Consider the following 16,838-nt stretch of genomic DNA (forward strand, 5'->3'; position numbering starts at 1 on the left):
ACCCCCACCGCTTGCCGATGGGACGGGGGAGAGTTAAGCGCAGGCACATGAACGACGCCCTTCTCACCCGCATCGCCGAAGCGCTGGAACGGATCGCGCCGCCGCCCGCTTCCTCCGCCGATCTTGCCGCCGCGCCCGCCTATGTGTGGAACGGCGCGACGATCCGCCCGGTGGAGGCCTTTTCGCCGGTGGACTATGACCTGCTGACCGGCATCGATGCGCAGAAGACGGCGCTTCTCGAAAACAGCCGCCGCCATGCCGCCGGCCATGCCGCGCATGACGTGTTGCTCTGGGGCGCGCGCGGCACCGGAAAGTCCGCCGTGGTCGCGGCGGTGGTCGGCAAGTTGCAGGCCGAAGGGCAGGACATCGCCCTGCTGCAATGCGCGATCGACGAACTGGCCAGCCTGCCGCGGCTTTTCGCGATCCTGCGCGATACGCAGCGTCCCTTCATCCTGTTCCTGGACGACCTGGGCTTCGACGAAAATGGCGTGGGCGATGCGCGGTCGCTGCGCTCGCTGCTCCAGGGGGGCACTTCCGCGCGTCCGGCCAATGTGCGGCTCTATGTCACCTCCAACCGCCGCCACATCGTGCCGCGTCACCTGTCGGAGCAGGACGACCCGGTCAATCCGCGCGATGTGGTGGACGACAAGATGGCCCTGTCCGACCGTTTCGGTCTCAGCCTGGGTTTCCATGCCATCGATCAGGACGCCTATGTCGCGATCGTCGGCGGCTATGCGGCCAAGCTGGGGGTGAGCTTGGATCCGCTGGACGCGATCCAGTGGGCGACCCAGCGCGGCAGCCGTTCCGGCCGCGTGGCGTGGCAATATGTGGTCGAACTGGCCGGCCGGAACGGGCTGACGGTCTAGAGCGCGCTGCGTTAAATCGTACGCAAGCCGCGCGCTCTAAGTTTTTGTTGTCGCATCGTTTTAAGCGCCAAACCGGTTCCCACTTTTGCGCACGATGCTCTAGGGCCGCCCCAAGGCGGGCAGGCGCTATTTCGCCGCCGTCACCCGCCACACGACATTGCCCACATCGTCGCTGACCAGCAGCGCGCCCTTGGCGTCGGCGGTCACGTCCACCGGGCGGCCGCGCGCCTCTCCCTTCGCGTCGAGGAAGCCGGTGAGCACGTCGACCGGCTTGGCCTTGCCCGCTTCGCCATTGTCGGCAAAGGGCACGAACACCAGCTTGTAACCCGCCGCCGGCTTGCGGTTCCAACTGCCGTGCAGCCCGACAAAGGCGCCGTTGGCATAGGGCGCGCCCAGCGTCACCTTGTCGGCGAAGGCCAGGCCCAGCGGTGCCACATGATTGCCCAGCGCATAATCGGGCCGCTTGGTATATTCGCGGACTTCCGGCCGTTGCGGCTGCACCCGGCGGTCCTCATAACCGCCCCAGTAATTCCACGGCCAGCCATAGAAGGCGCCGAACTCCACGCGGGTCAGATAGTCGGGCACCAGATCGCTGCCCAGCATGTCGCGCTCATTGACCACGCCCCACAGCGCTCCGCTCTTGGGTTCAAAGGCCAGACCGACCGGATTGCGCAGGCCCGAAGCATAGATGCGATAGTCGCCGGTCCTGGGGTTGACCTCCAGCACCGCCGCGCGATTGGCCTCTGTCTCCAGATCATTCTCGCCGATATTGCTGTTCGATCCCACGCCGACATAGAGCAGCCCCTGCGGGCTGGCGACCAGGCTGCGGGTCCAGTGCATGTTGGGCGCCTGGGCGGGCAGATTCAGGATCTTGCGTCCCTTGCCGGTGATCCTCGTCTCGCCTTCCTTATAGGGGAAGGCCATCAGCGCGTCGGTATTGGCGACGTACAGCGTGTCCCCGATCAGCGCCATGCCATAGGGCGAGTTGAGGCCGGTCAGGAAAGCGGTCTTGGTTTCCGCCCTGCCGTCGCCATCGGCGTCGCGCAGCAGGGTGATGCGATTGGGGGAGGGCATGCCTGCGCCCGCCTTGTCCATCAGATAGTTCATCACCCGGTTGGTGATGCCGCCGGTCGGCCGCGTCGGGCTGTTGGTTTCGGCCACCAGCACGTCGCCATTGGGCAGGCGCAGCAGCGAACGGGGATGATCCAGGCCGTCGGCGAACCGGTCGACGCGCAGCCCCCTGGCGGGAACGGGCCTTTCCCCCGCCTTCCACGGCACGGCGTCCGCGACGTTCATCGTCGGGATCATCTCGCTGCGGGGGGCGGTGAAGACGGGTTCCTTGCCCACATCCGCACCGTCGGGCAGTTGCGCCGTATCGCCGCGCGAGAAATAGAAGAGGGCGCCGCCCAGTACGGCCAGCACAATCAGGGTGAGAGCGATCAGATGCTTCTTCATGGCCTCACCTCTATGCTGCGACGCTTCGCCCGGCAAGGCGAACAAGGTCCCGAATTGACGCTATTTCCCGCGTTCGCGCAGCCACAGCAGCAGGGCAATGACAATGCCCAGCGCCGTTCCCGACAGCAGGCCGATGCTCGGCTGGCCCAGCACGCCGCCCACTATGGTGCCGCCCAGGATCGTCAGCGCGATGATCGCCCCCGCGCCGGTGGGATTTTTATTAGTCGTCATCGCCCACCCCTTGCCATGCGACGGGCGACAAGACCAGCGGCTTTCCCGCCTGCGTCGTTTCGGGACGCGGTGGTCCCGTCCTGGGACGTCTGTTTCAGCATGGGACTTGGCTAACCGGTCGTTCACCCTCCTGTCCGGCGCGGCGCCGTCATGGAGTGAAATTGGCATGGCGATTGAACGGCGGATGGATGGGACGGGAGATTTGGGGGTAGCGATGAAGATACCATATTTGTGCAGCCGCAAAAGCTATGACGACGCGTCGGAGCTCATCGCGCTGTTTGGCGACAATGCGGGCTATGAGGCTGCTGCGCGGGCGGACCAAAGCCGCGACCGGGGCAATTATATCCGTTTCTGCCACTGGCGGCAGATCGAACGACTGATCGTGCTGCTCACCCACGACGCGCCGCTCGGCACCATACATTGATGGGGGAGGGGCGCCGGACCCGGCGCGCCCTGTCAGAGTCGCAAGCCAGCCGTTTCGGGCAGCCCCGCCAGGATGTTGAGGTTCTGTACCGCCGCGCCTGCCGCACCCTTGCCCAGATTGTCGAGCGCCGCCACCAGCCGGGCCTGACCCGTCGCTTCGTTGCCGAAGACGAACAGCGCCAGCCGGTCGGTCGCGCCGACATGTTCCAGGCGGACCTGCGTCATCGCCGCGCTTTCCTCCAGCGAAGCCACGCTGACGATCGGCGATCCGGCATAGGCCGCCGCCAGTGCCCCATGGACCTCCGCAACCGAAGGCGCGCCCGGCATGGCGCGCAACTGCAACGGCACTTCCACGATCATGCCGCGATAGGCATCGGCCACGGCCGGCGTGAACAGAGGCGCGTGTTGCAAGCCCGAATAGCGTAGCATTTCCGGCCCATGCTTGTGCGCCAGCCCCAGCCCATAGGGCCGGAATGCGCTGGGCGCGCCCTCTGGCCCCTCATATTCCGCGATCATCGACTTGCCGCCGCCCGAATAGCCCGAAGCGCCCGACACCGTCACCGGCCAGTCGGCGGGCAGCAAGCCTGCCAGCACCAGGGGCCGCACCAATGCCAGGAAGCCCGTCGGCCAGCATCCCGGATTGGCGACGAAGCGCGAATCCGCCAGCTTCTCCCGATGCCCGGGCTCCAGCTCGGCAAAGCCATAGGTCCAGCCGTCCGCCACGCGATGCGCCGTCGACGCGTCGATCACCCGTGTCCGCTCATTGTCGATCAGCGCCACGGCTTCCCGCGCGGCGTCGTCGGGCAGGCAGAGGATGACGATGTCCGCCGCGTTCAGTGCGTCCCGCCGCGCCGCCGCATCCTTGCGCTTGTCCTCGTCCAGCGTGATGAGCGACAATTCCGGGCGGCCGGCCAGCCGCTCGCCTATTTCCAGGCCCGTGGTCCCGACGCCGCCGTCGATGAAAATCTGATGTGTCATGTGCCGATTCTCCGCCGCGCCGATATGGGCTGCGCATGGTCCGCCGCCAACCGTCCGACGACGTCGGCCAATGGCTCGATCACCACGCTCATCCAATGGGCATTGGCATGCAGTATATTGTCGCCGTCGGTCATGATGCCGACATGGCCCGGAAAGAAGATGAAGTCCCCTCGTCGGAGCGGCGCGTCGGGCGCGATCGGCGAACCGATCCCCTCGCACTGCAAATCCGTGTCGCGCGGCGCCTGGATGCCGCATTGGCCGAGCGCGACCTGCACCAGCCCGGAACAGTCGACGCCGCGATGCCCGCGCCCGCCCCAGACATAGGGCTGGCCGAGATAGCGCTGCGCCACCGCGACCCAATCGCTCTCCGGCGCATCGAGCGCCGCCGCGTGGCGCTGATGCACGAAACCCTCCGGACAGGCGAAGAAATCGCCTTCCGCTTCCCCGGCGAACCGGGCGCCCCGCGGCCAATAGTCGGCGATGGGCGACTTGATGTCGGGCGCACTGAACAGCGGTGCGGTCCCGGTGACGATCCGGCTGTTGACCACCTCGCGCGCATCCAGTGCCTCGCGCCGGACATAGCCGACATAGCCGTCATGCCCGCAAAAGCCCCAGGCCCAGTCCGCCGTCATGTCCAGCGCATGGAAGCTTTCGCCGCGCAGCAATTCGCTGACCGCCTGCGCCTTGGGACTGTCGCTGGCCAGTACCGGCACCCCGGCGGCGACGCAGGTCAGTTCGACGGCGCGGGCATAATGGGCGGAAAACAGCACCCCGGCGAGTGCCAGGTCAGCGAGGTCGCCACGCGCGGCATGGACCCGCGTGTCGAGCTTGACCGACCGGCCGTCCAGCTTGAATCGGATGCGTTCAGGCGGTGCGTTCCGCGTGGGAGAGGTTGTGGCGTTCATCGCGGCCGGTTCCTGCGATGAAATGGTGAAAGGCGTCAAGAAATTCCGCCCCTTTCGGGGTCCGGGTGATGAAAATATTGCGTCGGTCGGTGGAGTCCCGTTCCCGCCGCAGGTAACCCAGCGCCGATAATTTGTTCAGCGCACGGGTGATCACCGGCTTGGAGACGTTCAGCGCCTCCGCGAGTCCCCGCACCGTATGCGGCCCGGCGCCGATATAGACGGTCAGCATCAGCGCCATCTGCCGGTTGGTGAGGTCGGGCTTTCCCGACCGCACATAATCGACCAGCGTGCGCATCCATTGGCTGAGCGGTTTCAGGCCGGGCCGGTCCAGCTCCGTGGCTTCATTCTGTGCAGAAGGGGCGTCCATGCCCCCCTAACGCACAATAGCCAATCCGGTTGCGTAACGGCCCGCCAAAACCGCTTTCTTTTTACTTTTTATGGCCATAGCGCGCTTGCAGCAGGTGGAAGGCGGCGCGCAGGCCCAGCGCTTCGCCGCCCTTGGGCCGCCCCGGCCGCGAAGAGGGCCGCCAGGCAAAGGTGTCGAGATGCATCCAGGGCGTGTCTTCCGGCACGAAGCGCTTGAGGAACAGCGCCGCCGTGATCGCCCCGGCAAAGCCCCCTTCGCCCGCATTGTTGATGTCCGCCACGTCCGACTTGAGCATCTCGGCATAGCCGTCCCACAGCGGCAGGCGCCATGTCGGATCGTCGATGGCGCTTCCGGCCGCGTCCATTTCCACCGCCAGCGCATCGTCGTTGGTGAAGAGGGCAGGCAGGTCCGGCCCCACCGCCACCCGCGCCGCTCCGGTCAGCGTCGCATAGTCGATGACGAGTTCCGGCTTGTCCTCTCCCGCCAGCGTCAGCGCATCGCCCAGCACCAGCCGTCCTTCGGCGTCGGTATTGCCGATCTCGACCGTCAGCCCCTTGCGGGAGCGCAATATGTCGCCGGGGCGGAAGGCGTTGCCCGAAACCGCATTCTCCGCCGCCGGAATCAGCAGATGCAGACGCAGCGGCAGCCGCGCCCCCATGACGAGCTGCGCCAATGCCAGCGCATGGGCCGCCCCGCCCATATCCTTCTTCATCAGCCGCATCGCGGAAGAAGGCTTGATGTCCAGCCCGCCGCTGTCGAAGCAGATGCCCTTGCCGACGATCGCGACCTTGGGATGTTTGGGATCGCCCCAGCGCAATTCGATCAGGCGCGGCGCGAAGCTCTTGTCCGCCGCTTTGCCGACCGCATGGATCATCGGGAAGCCATGTTCCAGCGCATCGCCCTTCGTCACCTGGCATTCGGCGTCGAAGCGTTCCGACACCTTGCGCACCGCCGCTTCCAGGTCGCCCGGCCCCATGTCGGCCGCGGGCGTATTGACCAGGTCGCGCACCAGCGCCACCGCCTCCGCCAGCCGCACGACAGCTTCGATTTGCGCCACCTCCCCGGTCAGCAGCACGCGGGCGCCGGCACCATTTTCCTCCTTGCGATAGCGGTCGAACCGATATTGCGCGGTCAGCCATCCCAGCATTGCCGGACCCGCAGAAGCTTCGACTATCCGATAGGCGCCATCGGGCAATGTTTCGGCCAGCTTGGCAAGGCACCACGGCCCCAGCTTCTCGCGCGACGCGACCCCCGCGATGACCGACCAATCCGCCGGATCGTCGCCCGGCAAGATGGCATGGTCATGCGCCTTGCCCTTGAATTTCTGGGCCGCGACCAGCGTTCGCACCCGTTCCGGCTGACCTGCGAGCCAGGCATCCAGCCCTTGCGCATCCACGATCCGGATCGAACGGGCGGGTTGATGGTTGTCGGCTTTGAGCAGGTCGGAAAAATCAGTCATGACGCCACCGTTTTGAAGAAAGGCGACCGGGATGGAAAGCGCAATTTTTTCATCGCCTCCGCGCCTCCTTCGACCGCGCTATCATTTGCGTCGGACGGTCCAGGAGCATAGATTATACGCAGCTACAACAAGGAGAGACATCATGATGCATGCCGATGACAGCCGGCTCCAGGCCCTTCGCGCCCGTGCCTATGCGCTGGCGGAAAGCGGACGCTTCAACGGCGCGCATGCGGTCGAGCAGGCATTGATCGCGGAAGGCTGGCCCAATGCCGGCGCCGCGCTCCAGAGCAGCTACACGCGCAAGGCGATCAGCGAACGGTGCATGGCGGCGACCAAGGCTCATTGATGCGCGACATCCAGGGGAGGGGACAGGCGGCGCCGCTCGTCGTGGTGGCGTTGTTGCTGGCCGCCTGTTCGTCTGCGGAAAACGCGGCGGACTCGGTCCATGAACCGGGCAATAATGTCATGGCGACCCAGTTCGCCAACCGCATGTCCGGCCAGCCCGCGCCGCCGCCGCCGGCCAAGCCGTTCGAGCGGAAGGAAAAGACCGACCTGCTCGAATTCGCCTACAGCTACCCTGCCGTGGCGGCGCAGATTCCTGTGCTGGTCGACAGATTCGACAGGCAACTGACCGTCGGCAGGGCCGATGCGCTCAAAATGGCGCGGGAGGACCGGAAGGCGGCCGAAAGCGGGGGCTTCCCCTTCCATGCCCACAGCCTGGAAACCCATTGGAAGGTCCGGGCCGACACGCCGCGTTTCCTGGCGCTGGAATCGGAAAGCTATAGCTATACCGGCGGCGCGCATGGGATGACGGGCTATGACGCGCTGCTCTGGGACAGGGCGCGCAAGCGTGAGACCGCCTTCACCGCCGTCATGACCACGCCCACCGCCTTCGCCGCTGCGATCCGTGACCGCTTCTGCGACGCGCTCGACAAGGCGCGGGCGGAAAAGCGCGGTGAACCGGTCAAGCGCAGCGCGGACGACGACTTCACCAAATGCATCGACCCGATGCAGCAGGTGCTGGTGCCGACATCGAAGGACGGGAAGCTGATCGACGGTGTCACGGTCGTCATCGGCCCCTATAGCGCCGGTCCCTATGCCGAGGGCAGCTACGACATCGCGCTGCCCGTCGACGCTGCCATGCGCAAGGCGATCAAGACGGAATATCAGGACGCCTTCATCGCGGCGCGATAAGGCCCGCTTTCGGGGCTGGCCGACGGTCAGCCCTGGATGTGCGGCACCCCGTAAAGATCATGCTCGTCCGCATCCTCGATCAGGACGTCAAGGATGCTGCCCGGCTGCAACCCTTCGCCCACATCGCGCAGGAAGACATTGCCGTCGATCTCCGGCGCGTCGGCCTGGCTGCGCGCGGTCGCGCCGACCGAACCGTCCTCGTCGGCCTCGCCCACTTCGTCGACGATGACGGGCAGAACGCGCCCGACCTTGGCAGCGAGCTTCGCGGCGGAAATCGCGGCGGTCTTCTCCATGATCCGCTGATAGCGTTCTTCCTTGACCGCTTCCGGCACCGCGCCGGGCAGGTCGTTGGCGGCCGCGCCCTCGACCGGCTCGAAGCGGAAGGCCCCGACGCGATCCAGTTGCGCCTCGTCCAGCCATTGCAGCAGATAATCGAAATCCGCCTCCGTCTCGCCGGGGAAGCCGACGACGAAGGACGACCGGATCGCGATATCCGGGCAGATGTCCCGCCATTTGCGGATGCGGTCCAGCACCTTGGCTTCGTTGGCGGGCCGCTTCATCGCCTTCAGCACGTTCGGCGCCGCATGCTGGAAGGGAATGTCGAGATAGGGCGTCAGCAGCCCCTCGGCCATCAGCGGGATCACCTGGTCCACATGCGGATAGGGATAGACATAGTGCAGCCGCACCCAGGGCGTCGCGCCGTCGGGCGTGCGCAACTGCCCCAGTTCCCGCGCCAGATCGGTCATATGGGCGCGGACGTCGCGGCCCTTCCACTGGCGCGTCTCATGCCGCGTATCGACGCCGTAAGCCGACGTATCCTGGCTGATGATCAGCAGTTCCTTCGTGCCTGCATGCACCAGCTTCTCCGCCTCGCGCAGCACCGCATCGACGCGGCGGCTGACCAGATCGCCGCGCAGCGAGGGGATGATGCAGAAGGAACAGCGATGGTTGCAGCCTTCGCTGATCTTCAAATAGCTGTAATGGCGCGGCGTCAGCTTGAGGCCGCCTTCGGGCACCAGATCGACGAATGCATTGGGCACGGGGGGCGAGGCTTCATGCACCGCATTCACCACCGCCTCATATTGATGCGCGCCGGTGACGGCCAGCACCTGCGGGAACTTCTGGCGGATCAGCTCCGCCTCATTGCCCATGCAGCCGGTGACGATGACCCGGCCATTTTCCGCGATGGCCTCGCCGATCGCTTCCAGCGACTCTTCCTTGGCCGAATCGAGAAAACCGCAGGTATTGACCAGCACGACGTCGGCACCGGCATAATCGGCGGACATCTGATAGCCGTCGGAACGCAGCTTGGTCAGGATGCGCTCGCTGTCGACCAGTGCCTTGGGACAGCCCAGCGACACCATGCCGACCTTCGGCGCTTCGGGAATTTTGGTTGCCATGATCGGCGCGCACATAGGGATTTTTGCGCGCAATGTCACGGGGCCACGCAAAAGCCCTCGAAATCAGGCGGGATTGCGGGCTTCCCCGGCCGCATCGCCCTGCACGATCTCGATGATGAGGTCGCCGGTCTGGAGCTTCGCCGCATCCTCCTCCCAGAAGCCGATGGCCCGTTCCTGGCGATGGATGCGCACGCCAAGCCCGGTCGCGATAGCGGACAGGGGCTTGCCGATTTCCGCCGGCAGCACGAAGCGTTCATGCAGCTTCACCTGCCCGCCCGAAGCGGCAAGGTCCGACATATAGTCCGCGATATGCTTGCCGTCGGTACTCCCCGCGAGCAGCAGCCCGGCAAAGCTCACCGGATTGATCACGGTGGTCGCCCCCGCCTGCCGCGCGGGCAGTTCATTATCCTCATTGCGCACGACGATGCTGATCGGCAGGCGCGGGGCCAGATGCCGCGCCGTCAGCGTGATCAGGATGGAGGTATCGTCCCGCCCCGCCGACACGATCAGCGTCCGCGCCCGGTGGATCGCCACGTCGTTCAACGTCCGGTCCCGCGTCGAATCGCCGCACAGCACATTGCAGCCCAGCGCCTCCGCCTCGGCCAGCGCCTTCTCGACCGGATCGACCACCACGATCTCGCGCGGATCGACGCCGCGTGCCAGCAGTTCGCGCACCGCCTCGCCGCCGCTGGTGCCGAAGCCGGTCACGACGATATGGTTATGCAAATCGGCCTGAATGCGAGCCATGCGCCACCTGTAGAGGATGTTGCGGAAGAAGAGATTATAGGCCGTCCCCAGGAAGATCAGCCAGACGAACAGCCGGATCGGCGTCACCAGCAGCGCCTCGAACAGCCGGGCTTCGGGGCTGACCGGCACGATGTCGCCATAACCGACCGTCGTCACCGTGACCGTGGTGAAGTAGAGCACGTCGACGAAGCTGATGCGGTTGTCGAGATTGTCCTTCAACCCGTCGCGCCCGATCCAGTGGATCAGCAGCACCAGCCCGATCAACCCGAACACCAGCGCCACCCGCCAGACGAGATCGGCCCAGATCGGCAGGGAGGACCGCCGCCGCAGGAATCCCGCTGCGCTCGACGGCGGCCGGACGGGCACGATCCTCACAGTGTCGAGGTCCGGTCGGCATGGCCGAAGCGGATGCTGGTGAAGAGCCCGGAGCGCGACATCGCCCCATGTGTAACCGCCTCGGCGGGTTATGGCCAGTGCGGGCCTAGCTCCCGAAAGCCGCCGCCGTCGCCGCCATCGCGCTGTCCTGCGTCAGGTCGTAATGCAGCGGCGTCACCGTCACATAGCCCTCGGCAATGGCGGCGAGGTCGCTCCCCTCCGGCACGGAGTCGCTGTGTCCGAGGCCGAACCAATAATAGTCGTAGCCGCGCGGGTCGGTGCCCTGGATGATCTTCGTCCGGTCGACATCATGGAAACCCTGCCGCACCACGCGAATGCCCTTCACCGCCGCCGGGTCGATCGCCGGGAAATTGACGTTGAACAACAGGCGCGGGCTGGCCGGCATGGCGATCAGCGGCCGCAGAACCTTCTCGCCCCAGGCCCGTGCCGCCGCAAAGGGCACCGCGTCACCCATCCCCTCCCGCGCATAGACCTGACTGAGCGCGATCGACTTGATCCCCGAGATCGCGCCCTCCATCGCGGCGGAGACGGTTCCCGAATAGGTCACGTCCTCCGCCAGATTGGCGCCCCGGTTGACGCCCGACAGCACCAGATCGGGCTTTGCATCCTTCATCAGATGCCCGACCGCCATCATCACCGCGTCGGTCGGCGTGCCGGTCACGCTATAATGTTTCTCGCCATGCTGCCGGACGCGCAAAGGCCGCGTCAGCGTCAGGCTGTGCCCCGCGCCGGACTGCTCCTCGCTGGGCGCCACGATCCAGATATCGTCGGAGATCGTCCGTGCGATCTCCTCCAGCACCGTCAGACCCGGAGCATGAACCCCATCGTCATTGGTGAGCAGGATGCGCATCTCAGCGTGGCCGCAACCGGGTCAGCCCGCCCATATAGGGCGCCAGCAGCTCCGGCACGATGACGCTGCCGTCCTCCTGCTGATAATTTTCCAGCACCGCCACCAGCGTCCGCCCAACGGCCAGTCCCGACCCGTTCAGCGTATGCAGGAAGCGCGTCTGCTTCTCGCCCTCTGGCTTGTAGCGCGCATTCATCCGCCGCGCCTGGAAATCGCCGCAGTTGGAGACCGAACTGATCTCGCGATAGGTCTGCTGGCTCGGCAGCCAGACTTCCAGATCCCAGGTCTTGCGCGCGCCGAAACCCATGTCGCCGGTGCACAGCAGCACCTTGCGATAGGGCAGGCCCAGCGCCTGCAACACGCCCTCCGCCGCCGCGCACATGCGCTCATGCTCGGCCTCCGACTCTTCGGGCTTGCAGATCGCGACCAGTTCGACCTTCTCGAACTGATGCTGGCGGATGAAGCCGCGCGTGTCGCGCCCCGCCGATCCCGCTTCGGACCGGAAGCAGGGGGTGAGGGCGGTCAACCGCAGCGGCAGGCTCTCCACCGGCACGATCTGCTCGCGCACCAGGTTGGTGAGCGAAACCTCGGCGGTGGGGATCAGCCAGCGCCCGTCGGTGGTCCTGAACAGGTCCTCGGCGAATTTGGGCAACTGTCCGGTGCCGAACAGCGCGTCATCCTTCACCAGCAACGGCGGATTGACCTCCTCATAGCCATTCTCACCCGACTGGCGATCCAGCATGAACTGCGCCAGTGCCCGGTGCAGCCGCGCCATCTGCCCGCGCAGCGCCGTAAAGCGCGCGCCGGACAGCGCCGCGCCGCCCTCGAAATCCAGCCCCAGTGCCGGCCCGAAATCCGCATGGTCCTGCGGCGTGAAGGTGAAATGGCGCGGCTCGCCCCAGCGGGAAACCTCGACATTCTGCGCTTCGTCCTCACCCGGTGGGACATCGTCCGCCGGCATGTTGGGAATCGCCGCCAGCCGGGCGTTCAGCGCGTCACCGACTTCCCGATCCTCGACCTCCAGCGCGGGTATCCGCTCCTTGAGCGCGGCGACTTCGGACTTCAGGCTCTCGGCCTTCTCCATATCCTTTTGCGCCATCGCCTGGCCGATCGCCTTGCTGGCCTCGTTGCGGCGCGCCTGGCCCTGTTGCAGCTCGGTCTTGATCGCGCGGCTGCGTTCGTCGAGCGCCAGCAGTTCCGCGCTCAGCGGTTCAAGCCCGCGCCGGGCAAGGCCGGCATCGAAAGCGGCGGGATTTTCGCGAAGGAAACGAATATCGTGCATGGGCCAGCCCTATGCCGTTCTGCGGTCAGCCGCGCAACCCTGCACAGGGTCGGCCGTTGGTGGTAAAAGCAATGAGGAAAGGAGCCGGACGATGCGGATCGAACATGATGCGATAGTGCTGGTGGCGGACGGACGGAAAATGCTGTTCTTCCGCAACAAGGGTAGCCCGGATTTCCCGAATCTGGAGACGGAGGAGGTGAAGCAGCAGGACAATCCGCCCGACCGCGAACAGGCATCGGACGGCACGGGGCGCGGCCCCAATTCGGTCGGCAGCCATCGCGGCTCGGTCGAGCAGACCAATTTCCACGATCTGGAGGAGACGCGCTTCGCCGCCGAGGCGGCCGCCCTGCTCAGGCGCCGCGCGCTTGCCCATGACTATAAGAAGCTGATCGTCGTCGCCCCGCCTGCTGCCCTGGGCGAAATGCGCAAACATTATCACAAGGAAGTGCAGGACCGGCTGGTGGGCGAGATCGCCAAGGATCTCTCCAACCATCCCGTGCCGGAAATCGAGCGGATCATCACGGCCAGCTGAGCGAAGGCGTATTACGGCCGGTGCTCCCCCGCACCGGCCGGACCGCCCCGCCTGTCAGGCTTCCGTGGCGCCCATCGCCTTGGCGCGCGCGAAGCGCTTGCGCGCCAGCAGCGCGGCCGCCCCAGCCCCGAACAACAGCACCATCGGCGGCGCCGGCACGTCGGTCGGCGGCGGCGGGTGATGGTGATCGCCGCCCGAGGAACTGGACGAGGATGAAGACGACGAAGACGACGAAGACGAAGATGTCGAACTGCTGGTCGAGGAACTCGACGAGCTGGAACTGGAACTCGACGTGGACGAACTGCTGGTGACGTTGCCGCTGGACGTCGAGACGTTGCCGGATGAGGTCGACACGTTCCCGGACGAGGTGGAGACATTCCCCGAAGAGGTCGAGACCCCGCCTGTCGAGGTCGACGTCGACACGCCCCCGGTAGAGGTGGATACGCCGCCCGTGGTGGAACTGGTCGAGCTGGTGATGCCGCCGGTCGAACTGCTGGTGGAGGAGATCACGACCGATCCGCCGCCCGAACCCCCGCTGCCACCGAAGAAACCGCCGAAGAAACCGCCGCCGCCAAAGCCGGGCCCGCCCGCCAGCACCACCGGTGCGGAGCCGCCGCCGCCCGACATGACCGGCATTTCGGCGGCGGGTGCGGGGGGCAGGGGGATGGGTGCGGCCTGTGTGGTGACGGTCACGGTTTGCGGCGCGCAGTTCGTCACCGTCCTGACCACCCGGTGCTTCACCAGGCGTGCCGGCTTGCGCGGCGCGGCCTTCACGCTTTTCGTGCTGTGGACCACGGCCGGACGCGCACTCTCGGCGACATGGACGGCGCCGCCTCCGACAATCGCTCCGCCAGCGGCACAAGCGCATAATTTAGCCATCGCCATCCGTACCGACATAGGTTCCACTCTTGTTTGTCCGACGGTTCCGCCATTGCCTCACTGAATAGTGCAGTAACAGTCCGGGCCGCGCTCCATTTGTCCAACAACGCAAAATAAAGCGTTAATTTCAACGGTGTTAACTCTGAATAACAGGCGCAAGTCGAGCAAAATCCTAATAAGCCATGAACGGATATGGTTAACGTCCCATAGTGAAACGCCGTCCCGTCCTTGTATGAATGCGACTTGTCTATTTTCTTCGCGCAACCGCCAAGACCTGGGAATCGCGCGATTCCGCAGGATCGGGGCGACGCGACGGGGGAAGGTTGCGCCGGAACAATGATTGCCCGCTTGTGTCGGCCCCTGCCGCTGGCTATTACGCGCCGTCAATCACAAGTCACGGATAGCCCGGCACTTTCAGCACCGGGGATCCAGCGAGTCGGAGAGCCAGATGGCATCGGTACTGAATTCCGATAGAGACGGCCAAAATCCGCCGAAATCGGCTGTAATACTCCCCCCCGACTATCGTCCGTCCGCGGACGAAGAGTTCATGAACCCCCTGCAACTCGAATATTTCCGGCAGCGGCTATGGGATTGGAAGAAGCAGATCCTGGCCGAAGCCGAAGGAACGCTGGCCGTCCTTCAGAACGAGCCGCTGCGCGAACCCGACCTCAACGATCGCGCGTCGAGCGAGACCGACTGGTCGATCGAACTGCGCACCCGCGACCGCCAGCGCAAGCTCATCTCCAAGATCGACGCCGCGCTCCGCCGCATTGACGAGGGCGAATATGGCTATTGCGAAGTGACCGGCGAACCGATTTCGCTCGGTCGCCTGGAAGCCCGTCCGATCGCGACCATGACGGTCGAGGCGCAGGAACGGCATGAGCGGCAGGAAAAGGTCTCTCGCGACGATTAACCTTTTGTCCATGCCGCCATGGCAATGTCACCGCGATAATGTGGTGATATTGCAAGGCGTTGTTCATGGACGATATTCAGGAAAAAGCTGATCGCGGTCCGGCCCGTTCGGGTCCCCGCGACAGTCTGTTCCTGCTCACCAATCTGAGTTCGGCCGACGGCGTCCCACTGGGCCGGGCGCGCGTACGCAATCTTTCGGCAACCGGGCTGATGGCGGATTGCGAACGGGCGGTGCCGGAGGGCCTCCAGGTCCATTTCGATCTGCGCGGCATCGGCCGGGTCAATGGATCGGTGGTCTGGTCGCGAGAGGACCGCATCGGCATCGCCTTCGACGTGGAGATCGACCCGCAACTGGCACGCCGTCCGGTCTCCGGCGGCGATTCGCGCGCAAACATCCCCGATTATCTGCGCCAGCGTCGCCTGATTCGCTAGAGCATCGTGCGCAAAGTGGGAACCGGTTTTGCGCTTAAAACGATGCGACAACAAAAACTTAGAGCACGCGGCCTGCGTCAGATTTAACGCAGCGCGCTCTAAAGGACCGACGGGATATTGCGCCCCGTTCCTCGTGGAACCTGGCCGGTCTATCGTCCTTCCCGTCACCCCGGATCAAGTCCGGGTGAAGAAGCAGGGAACGGCATGCATTCCCGCATTCCATAAAAAAAGCCCCGCTGGCCGACTGGCCTCCGGGGCTTTTTTCTGCCTGTGAAGGGCCGGATCAGCGGCAAGGGACCGCCGATCCATGCGCCCTCGTTCGGGCATCACCGAACCGTCAATGGTGTTGCGCCTCCATTTCCTCCTTCAGACGCAGCTTCTGCTTCTTGAGCGAGGCGACAAGGATCGCATCAGGCATGGGACGACTCGTCTCCGCCTTGATTCGTGCCTCAAGCCCTGCATGCTTGGCCGAAAGAGCTGAAATGTGGCTGTTTTCCATGACATTCTCCTTACGAGGGTGATGGATGAACGAGTAAATCACGATTCGGTGGCTTTGTCTTTGGGCGATTCGCGCTTTGCGACGGGCCGCGCGGAAATTTGCGATGGCCTGAAATTCGCCGTGGTTCGCGTCGGCTCGCCGGGTTATCAGAGGGGAATGAGACGGCAATGGTTGCGAAAGTAGGTGTGCGGTGAGCCGGGAAGACATCATGCGTCGGCTGGAACTGCTGCGAATCGAACATCGCGATCTCGACAGTGCCATCGCCGCGCTGGTCGAATCGGGGTCCGGCGACCAGATGCAGATCGCCCGGCTCAAGAAGCGCAAGTTGCGCCTGCGGGATGAAATGGCGTTGCTGGAGGACCAGCTCGTCCCCGACATCATCGCCTGAACGGGGCAATCATGGTTAACCGCTGGTCAACCGCTCCTTAACGGGACAATTCGGGGTTAATGCCGGGCATCGGGCCTGACAAGAGGTCATGCTTATGTCAAAACCCGCTCATGTATCTCGACGCTTCTCTTGACCGGGGCATGCACCGCCGTCTGGTCGATGGTCTTTATGTCGAAGCCATGGTCATGGCCGATGAGGCGCGCGCTTATTTCGACATGCGCGATGATTCCGAATGGGCGGGCCACGGCGATCCGGCGGATGGCTCGGGCCGGGACGCCCCCCTGCGCCGCGTGGCCTTCGCCTGTGAATCGCTGAAGGTGACGACGCGCCTGATGCACATCATCGCCTGGCTCCTCAGCCAGCGCGCCTGGCAGCGGGGCGAGATCGGCGATGCCGAGATGCTGGACGAGAAATATCGCCTCGGCCATGCCGTCGGCACGGATCCCGCTCTGGCCGGAACTTTCCCCTTTGCCGCCCGCGCGCTGATAGAGGCGAGCCAGGACCTGTATGAGCGTGTGGCCCGGCTTCAGGACCGCATGGCCAGTTCCCGCGTGAGGGCGGAGCCCAGCCCGGCCCGGGCCTTGATCGACCGGCTCAGCTCGGCATTCTGAGACTCTGCTTCCGGCTGGGCTCCCTGTCCCGCTCC

General features: G+C 65.2%; 21 protein-coding genes. 10 read left to right on the plus strand and 11 right to left on the minus strand.

Translation table 11 applies throughout. From position 1 onward, the window contains the following. Window positions 1-47 precede the first annotated feature (47 nt). Complete coding sequence (locus tag CAF53_RS13220) at window positions 48-866, plus strand: ATP-binding protein (RefSeq protein WP_100238290.1); 819 nt, start codon at window positions 48-50, stop codon at window positions 864-866. A 126-nt stretch (window positions 867-992) separates the two neighbouring features. Here the strand turns inward: CAF53_RS13220 and CAF53_RS13225 are convergent, their stop codons facing one another. Continuing rightward, window positions 993-2,321 (minus strand): sorbosone dehydrogenase family protein, encoded by a 1,329-nt coding sequence (locus CAF53_RS13225; RefSeq protein WP_100238291.1) that lies wholly within the window; start codon window positions 2,319-2,321, stop codon window positions 993-995. Between the two features lie 60 nt (window positions 2,322-2,381). Continuing rightward, window positions 2,382-2,552: a hypothetical protein gene (locus tag CAF53_RS27555; RefSeq protein ID WP_197707412.1), complete on the minus strand. Its 171-nt coding sequence runs from the start codon at window positions 2,550-2,552 to the stop codon at window positions 2,382-2,384. Between the two features lie 214 nt (window positions 2,553-2,766). Between CAF53_RS27555 and CAF53_RS13230 the strand changes: the two genes are divergently transcribed. Further along, complete coding sequence (locus CAF53_RS13230) at window positions 2,767-2,976, plus strand: hypothetical protein (RefSeq protein WP_197707413.1); 210 nt, start codon at window positions 2,767-2,769, stop codon at window positions 2,974-2,976. Window positions 2,977-3,008: 32 nt separating this feature from the next. Here the strand turns inward: CAF53_RS13230 and argC are convergent, their stop codons facing one another. The 4 genes from argC to CAF53_RS13250 form a co-directional block, all read right to left on the minus strand. Then, a complete protein-coding gene (gene argC, locus CAF53_RS13235; RefSeq protein ID WP_100238292.1) occupies window positions 3,009-3,953 on the minus strand; it encodes an N-acetyl-gamma-glutamyl-phosphate reductase in 945 nt (314 codons plus the stop codon). After that, window positions 3,950-4,858 (minus strand): C40 family peptidase, encoded by a 909-nt coding sequence (locus CAF53_RS13240; RefSeq protein ID WP_046764529.1) that lies wholly within the window; start codon window positions 4,856-4,858, stop codon window positions 3,950-3,952. The genes argC and CAF53_RS13240 overlap by 4 nt, the downstream gene beginning before the upstream one ends. After that, window positions 4,818-5,225, minus strand: coding sequence for a MarR family winged helix-turn-helix transcriptional regulator (locus CAF53_RS13245; RefSeq protein ID WP_046764528.1), 408 nt, complete (start codon window positions 5,223-5,225; stop codon window positions 4,818-4,820). The genes CAF53_RS13240 and CAF53_RS13245 overlap by 41 nt, the downstream gene beginning before the upstream one ends. Before the next feature lie 61 nt (window positions 5,226-5,286). Then, window positions 5,287-6,684 (minus strand): leucyl aminopeptidase family protein, encoded by a 1,398-nt coding sequence (locus CAF53_RS13250; RefSeq protein ID WP_100238293.1) that lies wholly within the window; start codon window positions 6,682-6,684, stop codon window positions 5,287-5,289. Window positions 6,685-6,826: 142 nt separating this feature from the next. On the opposite strand from CAF53_RS13250, the gene CAF53_RS13255 reads away from it, so the two are divergent. Next, window positions 6,827-7,030, plus strand: a complete 204-nt coding sequence (locus CAF53_RS13255; RefSeq protein ID WP_046764527.1) for a hypothetical protein — start codon at window positions 6,827-6,829, stop codon at window positions 7,028-7,030. Then, complete coding sequence (locus tag CAF53_RS13260; RefSeq protein WP_100238294.1) at window positions 7,030-7,878, plus strand: DUF4163 domain-containing protein; 849 nt, start codon at window positions 7,030-7,032, stop codon at window positions 7,876-7,878. Before CAF53_RS13255 ends, CAF53_RS13260 begins: the two co-directional genes overlap by 1 nt. A 26-nt stretch (window positions 7,879-7,904) precedes the next feature. On the opposite strand, the gene rimO is transcribed toward CAF53_RS13260, so the two are convergent. The 4 genes from rimO to serS form a co-directional block, all read right to left on the minus strand. Then, entirely contained in the window at window positions 7,905-9,293 is a 1,389-nt protein-coding gene (gene rimO / locus CAF53_RS13265) for a 30S ribosomal protein S12 methylthiotransferase RimO (protein WP_197707414.1), read from the minus strand. A gap of 48 nt (window positions 9,294-9,341) precedes the next feature. Then, on the minus strand, window positions 9,342-10,400 hold the full coding sequence (locus CAF53_RS13270; RefSeq protein WP_046764525.1) for an NAD-binding protein: 1,059 nt from the start codon (window positions 10,398-10,400) through the stop codon (window positions 9,342-9,344). Between the two features lie 106 nt (window positions 10,401-10,506). Further along, window positions 10,507-11,271 carry a 5'/3'-nucleotidase SurE gene (gene surE / locus CAF53_RS13275; RefSeq protein ID WP_046764524.1) on the minus strand — a complete coding sequence of 255 codons (765 nt, stop codon included), beginning with the start codon at window positions 11,269-11,271 and terminating at the stop codon, window positions 10,507-10,509. A 1-nt stretch (window position 11,272) separates the two neighbouring features. After that, window positions 11,273-12,550 (minus strand): serine--tRNA ligase, encoded by a 1,278-nt coding sequence (serS, locus tag CAF53_RS13280; RefSeq protein ID WP_100238295.1) that lies wholly within the window; start codon window positions 12,548-12,550, stop codon window positions 11,273-11,275. Between the two features lie 91 nt (window positions 12,551-12,641). Here serS and CAF53_RS13285 point away from each other — a divergent pair, with 91 nt between their 5' ends. The 4 genes from CAF53_RS13285 to CAF53_RS13300 all read left to right on the plus strand — a co-directional run bounded on the left by CAF53_RS13285 (window position 12,642) and on the right by CAF53_RS13300 (window position 15,305). Further along, window positions 12,642-13,082 (plus strand): host attachment family protein, encoded by a 441-nt coding sequence (locus tag CAF53_RS13285; protein WP_046764522.1) that lies wholly within the window; start codon window positions 12,642-12,644, stop codon window positions 13,080-13,082. Window positions 13,083-13,374: 292 nt separating this feature from the next. Next, window positions 13,375-14,025, plus strand: coding sequence for a hypothetical protein (locus CAF53_RS27745; RefSeq protein WP_242443440.1), 651 nt, complete (start codon window positions 13,375-13,377; stop codon window positions 14,023-14,025). 384 nt (window positions 14,026-14,409) lie between these two features. After that, on the plus strand, window positions 14,410-14,874 hold the full coding sequence (dksA, locus tag CAF53_RS13295) for an RNA polymerase-binding protein DksA (RefSeq protein WP_046764521.1): 465 nt from the start codon (window positions 14,410-14,412) through the stop codon (window positions 14,872-14,874). Between the two features lie 65 nt (window positions 14,875-14,939). Next, window positions 14,940-15,305: a PilZ domain-containing protein gene (locus CAF53_RS13300; protein WP_100238296.1), complete on the plus strand. Its 366-nt coding sequence runs from the start codon at window positions 14,940-14,942 to the stop codon at window positions 15,303-15,305. 337 nt (window positions 15,306-15,642) lie between these two features. Here the strand turns inward: CAF53_RS13300 and CAF53_RS13305 are convergent, their stop codons facing one another. Further along, window positions 15,643-15,804, minus strand: coding sequence for a YdcH family protein (locus CAF53_RS13305; RefSeq protein ID WP_084733203.1), 162 nt, complete (start codon window positions 15,802-15,804; stop codon window positions 15,643-15,645). A 208-nt stretch (window positions 15,805-16,012) separates the two neighbouring features. Between CAF53_RS13305 and CAF53_RS13310 the strand changes: the two genes are divergently transcribed. Beyond that, window positions 16,013-16,192 (plus strand): DUF465 domain-containing protein, encoded by a 180-nt coding sequence (locus tag CAF53_RS13310; RefSeq protein WP_046764519.1) that lies wholly within the window; start codon window positions 16,013-16,015, stop codon window positions 16,190-16,192. 110 nt (window positions 16,193-16,302) lie between these two features. Beyond that, complete coding sequence (locus CAF53_RS13315; protein WP_100238297.1) at window positions 16,303-16,803, plus strand: DUF1465 family protein; 501 nt, start codon at window positions 16,303-16,305, stop codon at window positions 16,801-16,803. Window positions 16,804-16,838 lie beyond the last annotated feature (35 nt).

The organism is Sphingobium sp. LB126 (assembly GCF_002795205.1).
In the GTDB taxonomy this organism is placed as follows: Bacteria; Pseudomonadota; Alphaproteobacteria; order Sphingomonadales; family Sphingomonadaceae; genus Sphingobium; species Sphingobium chungbukense.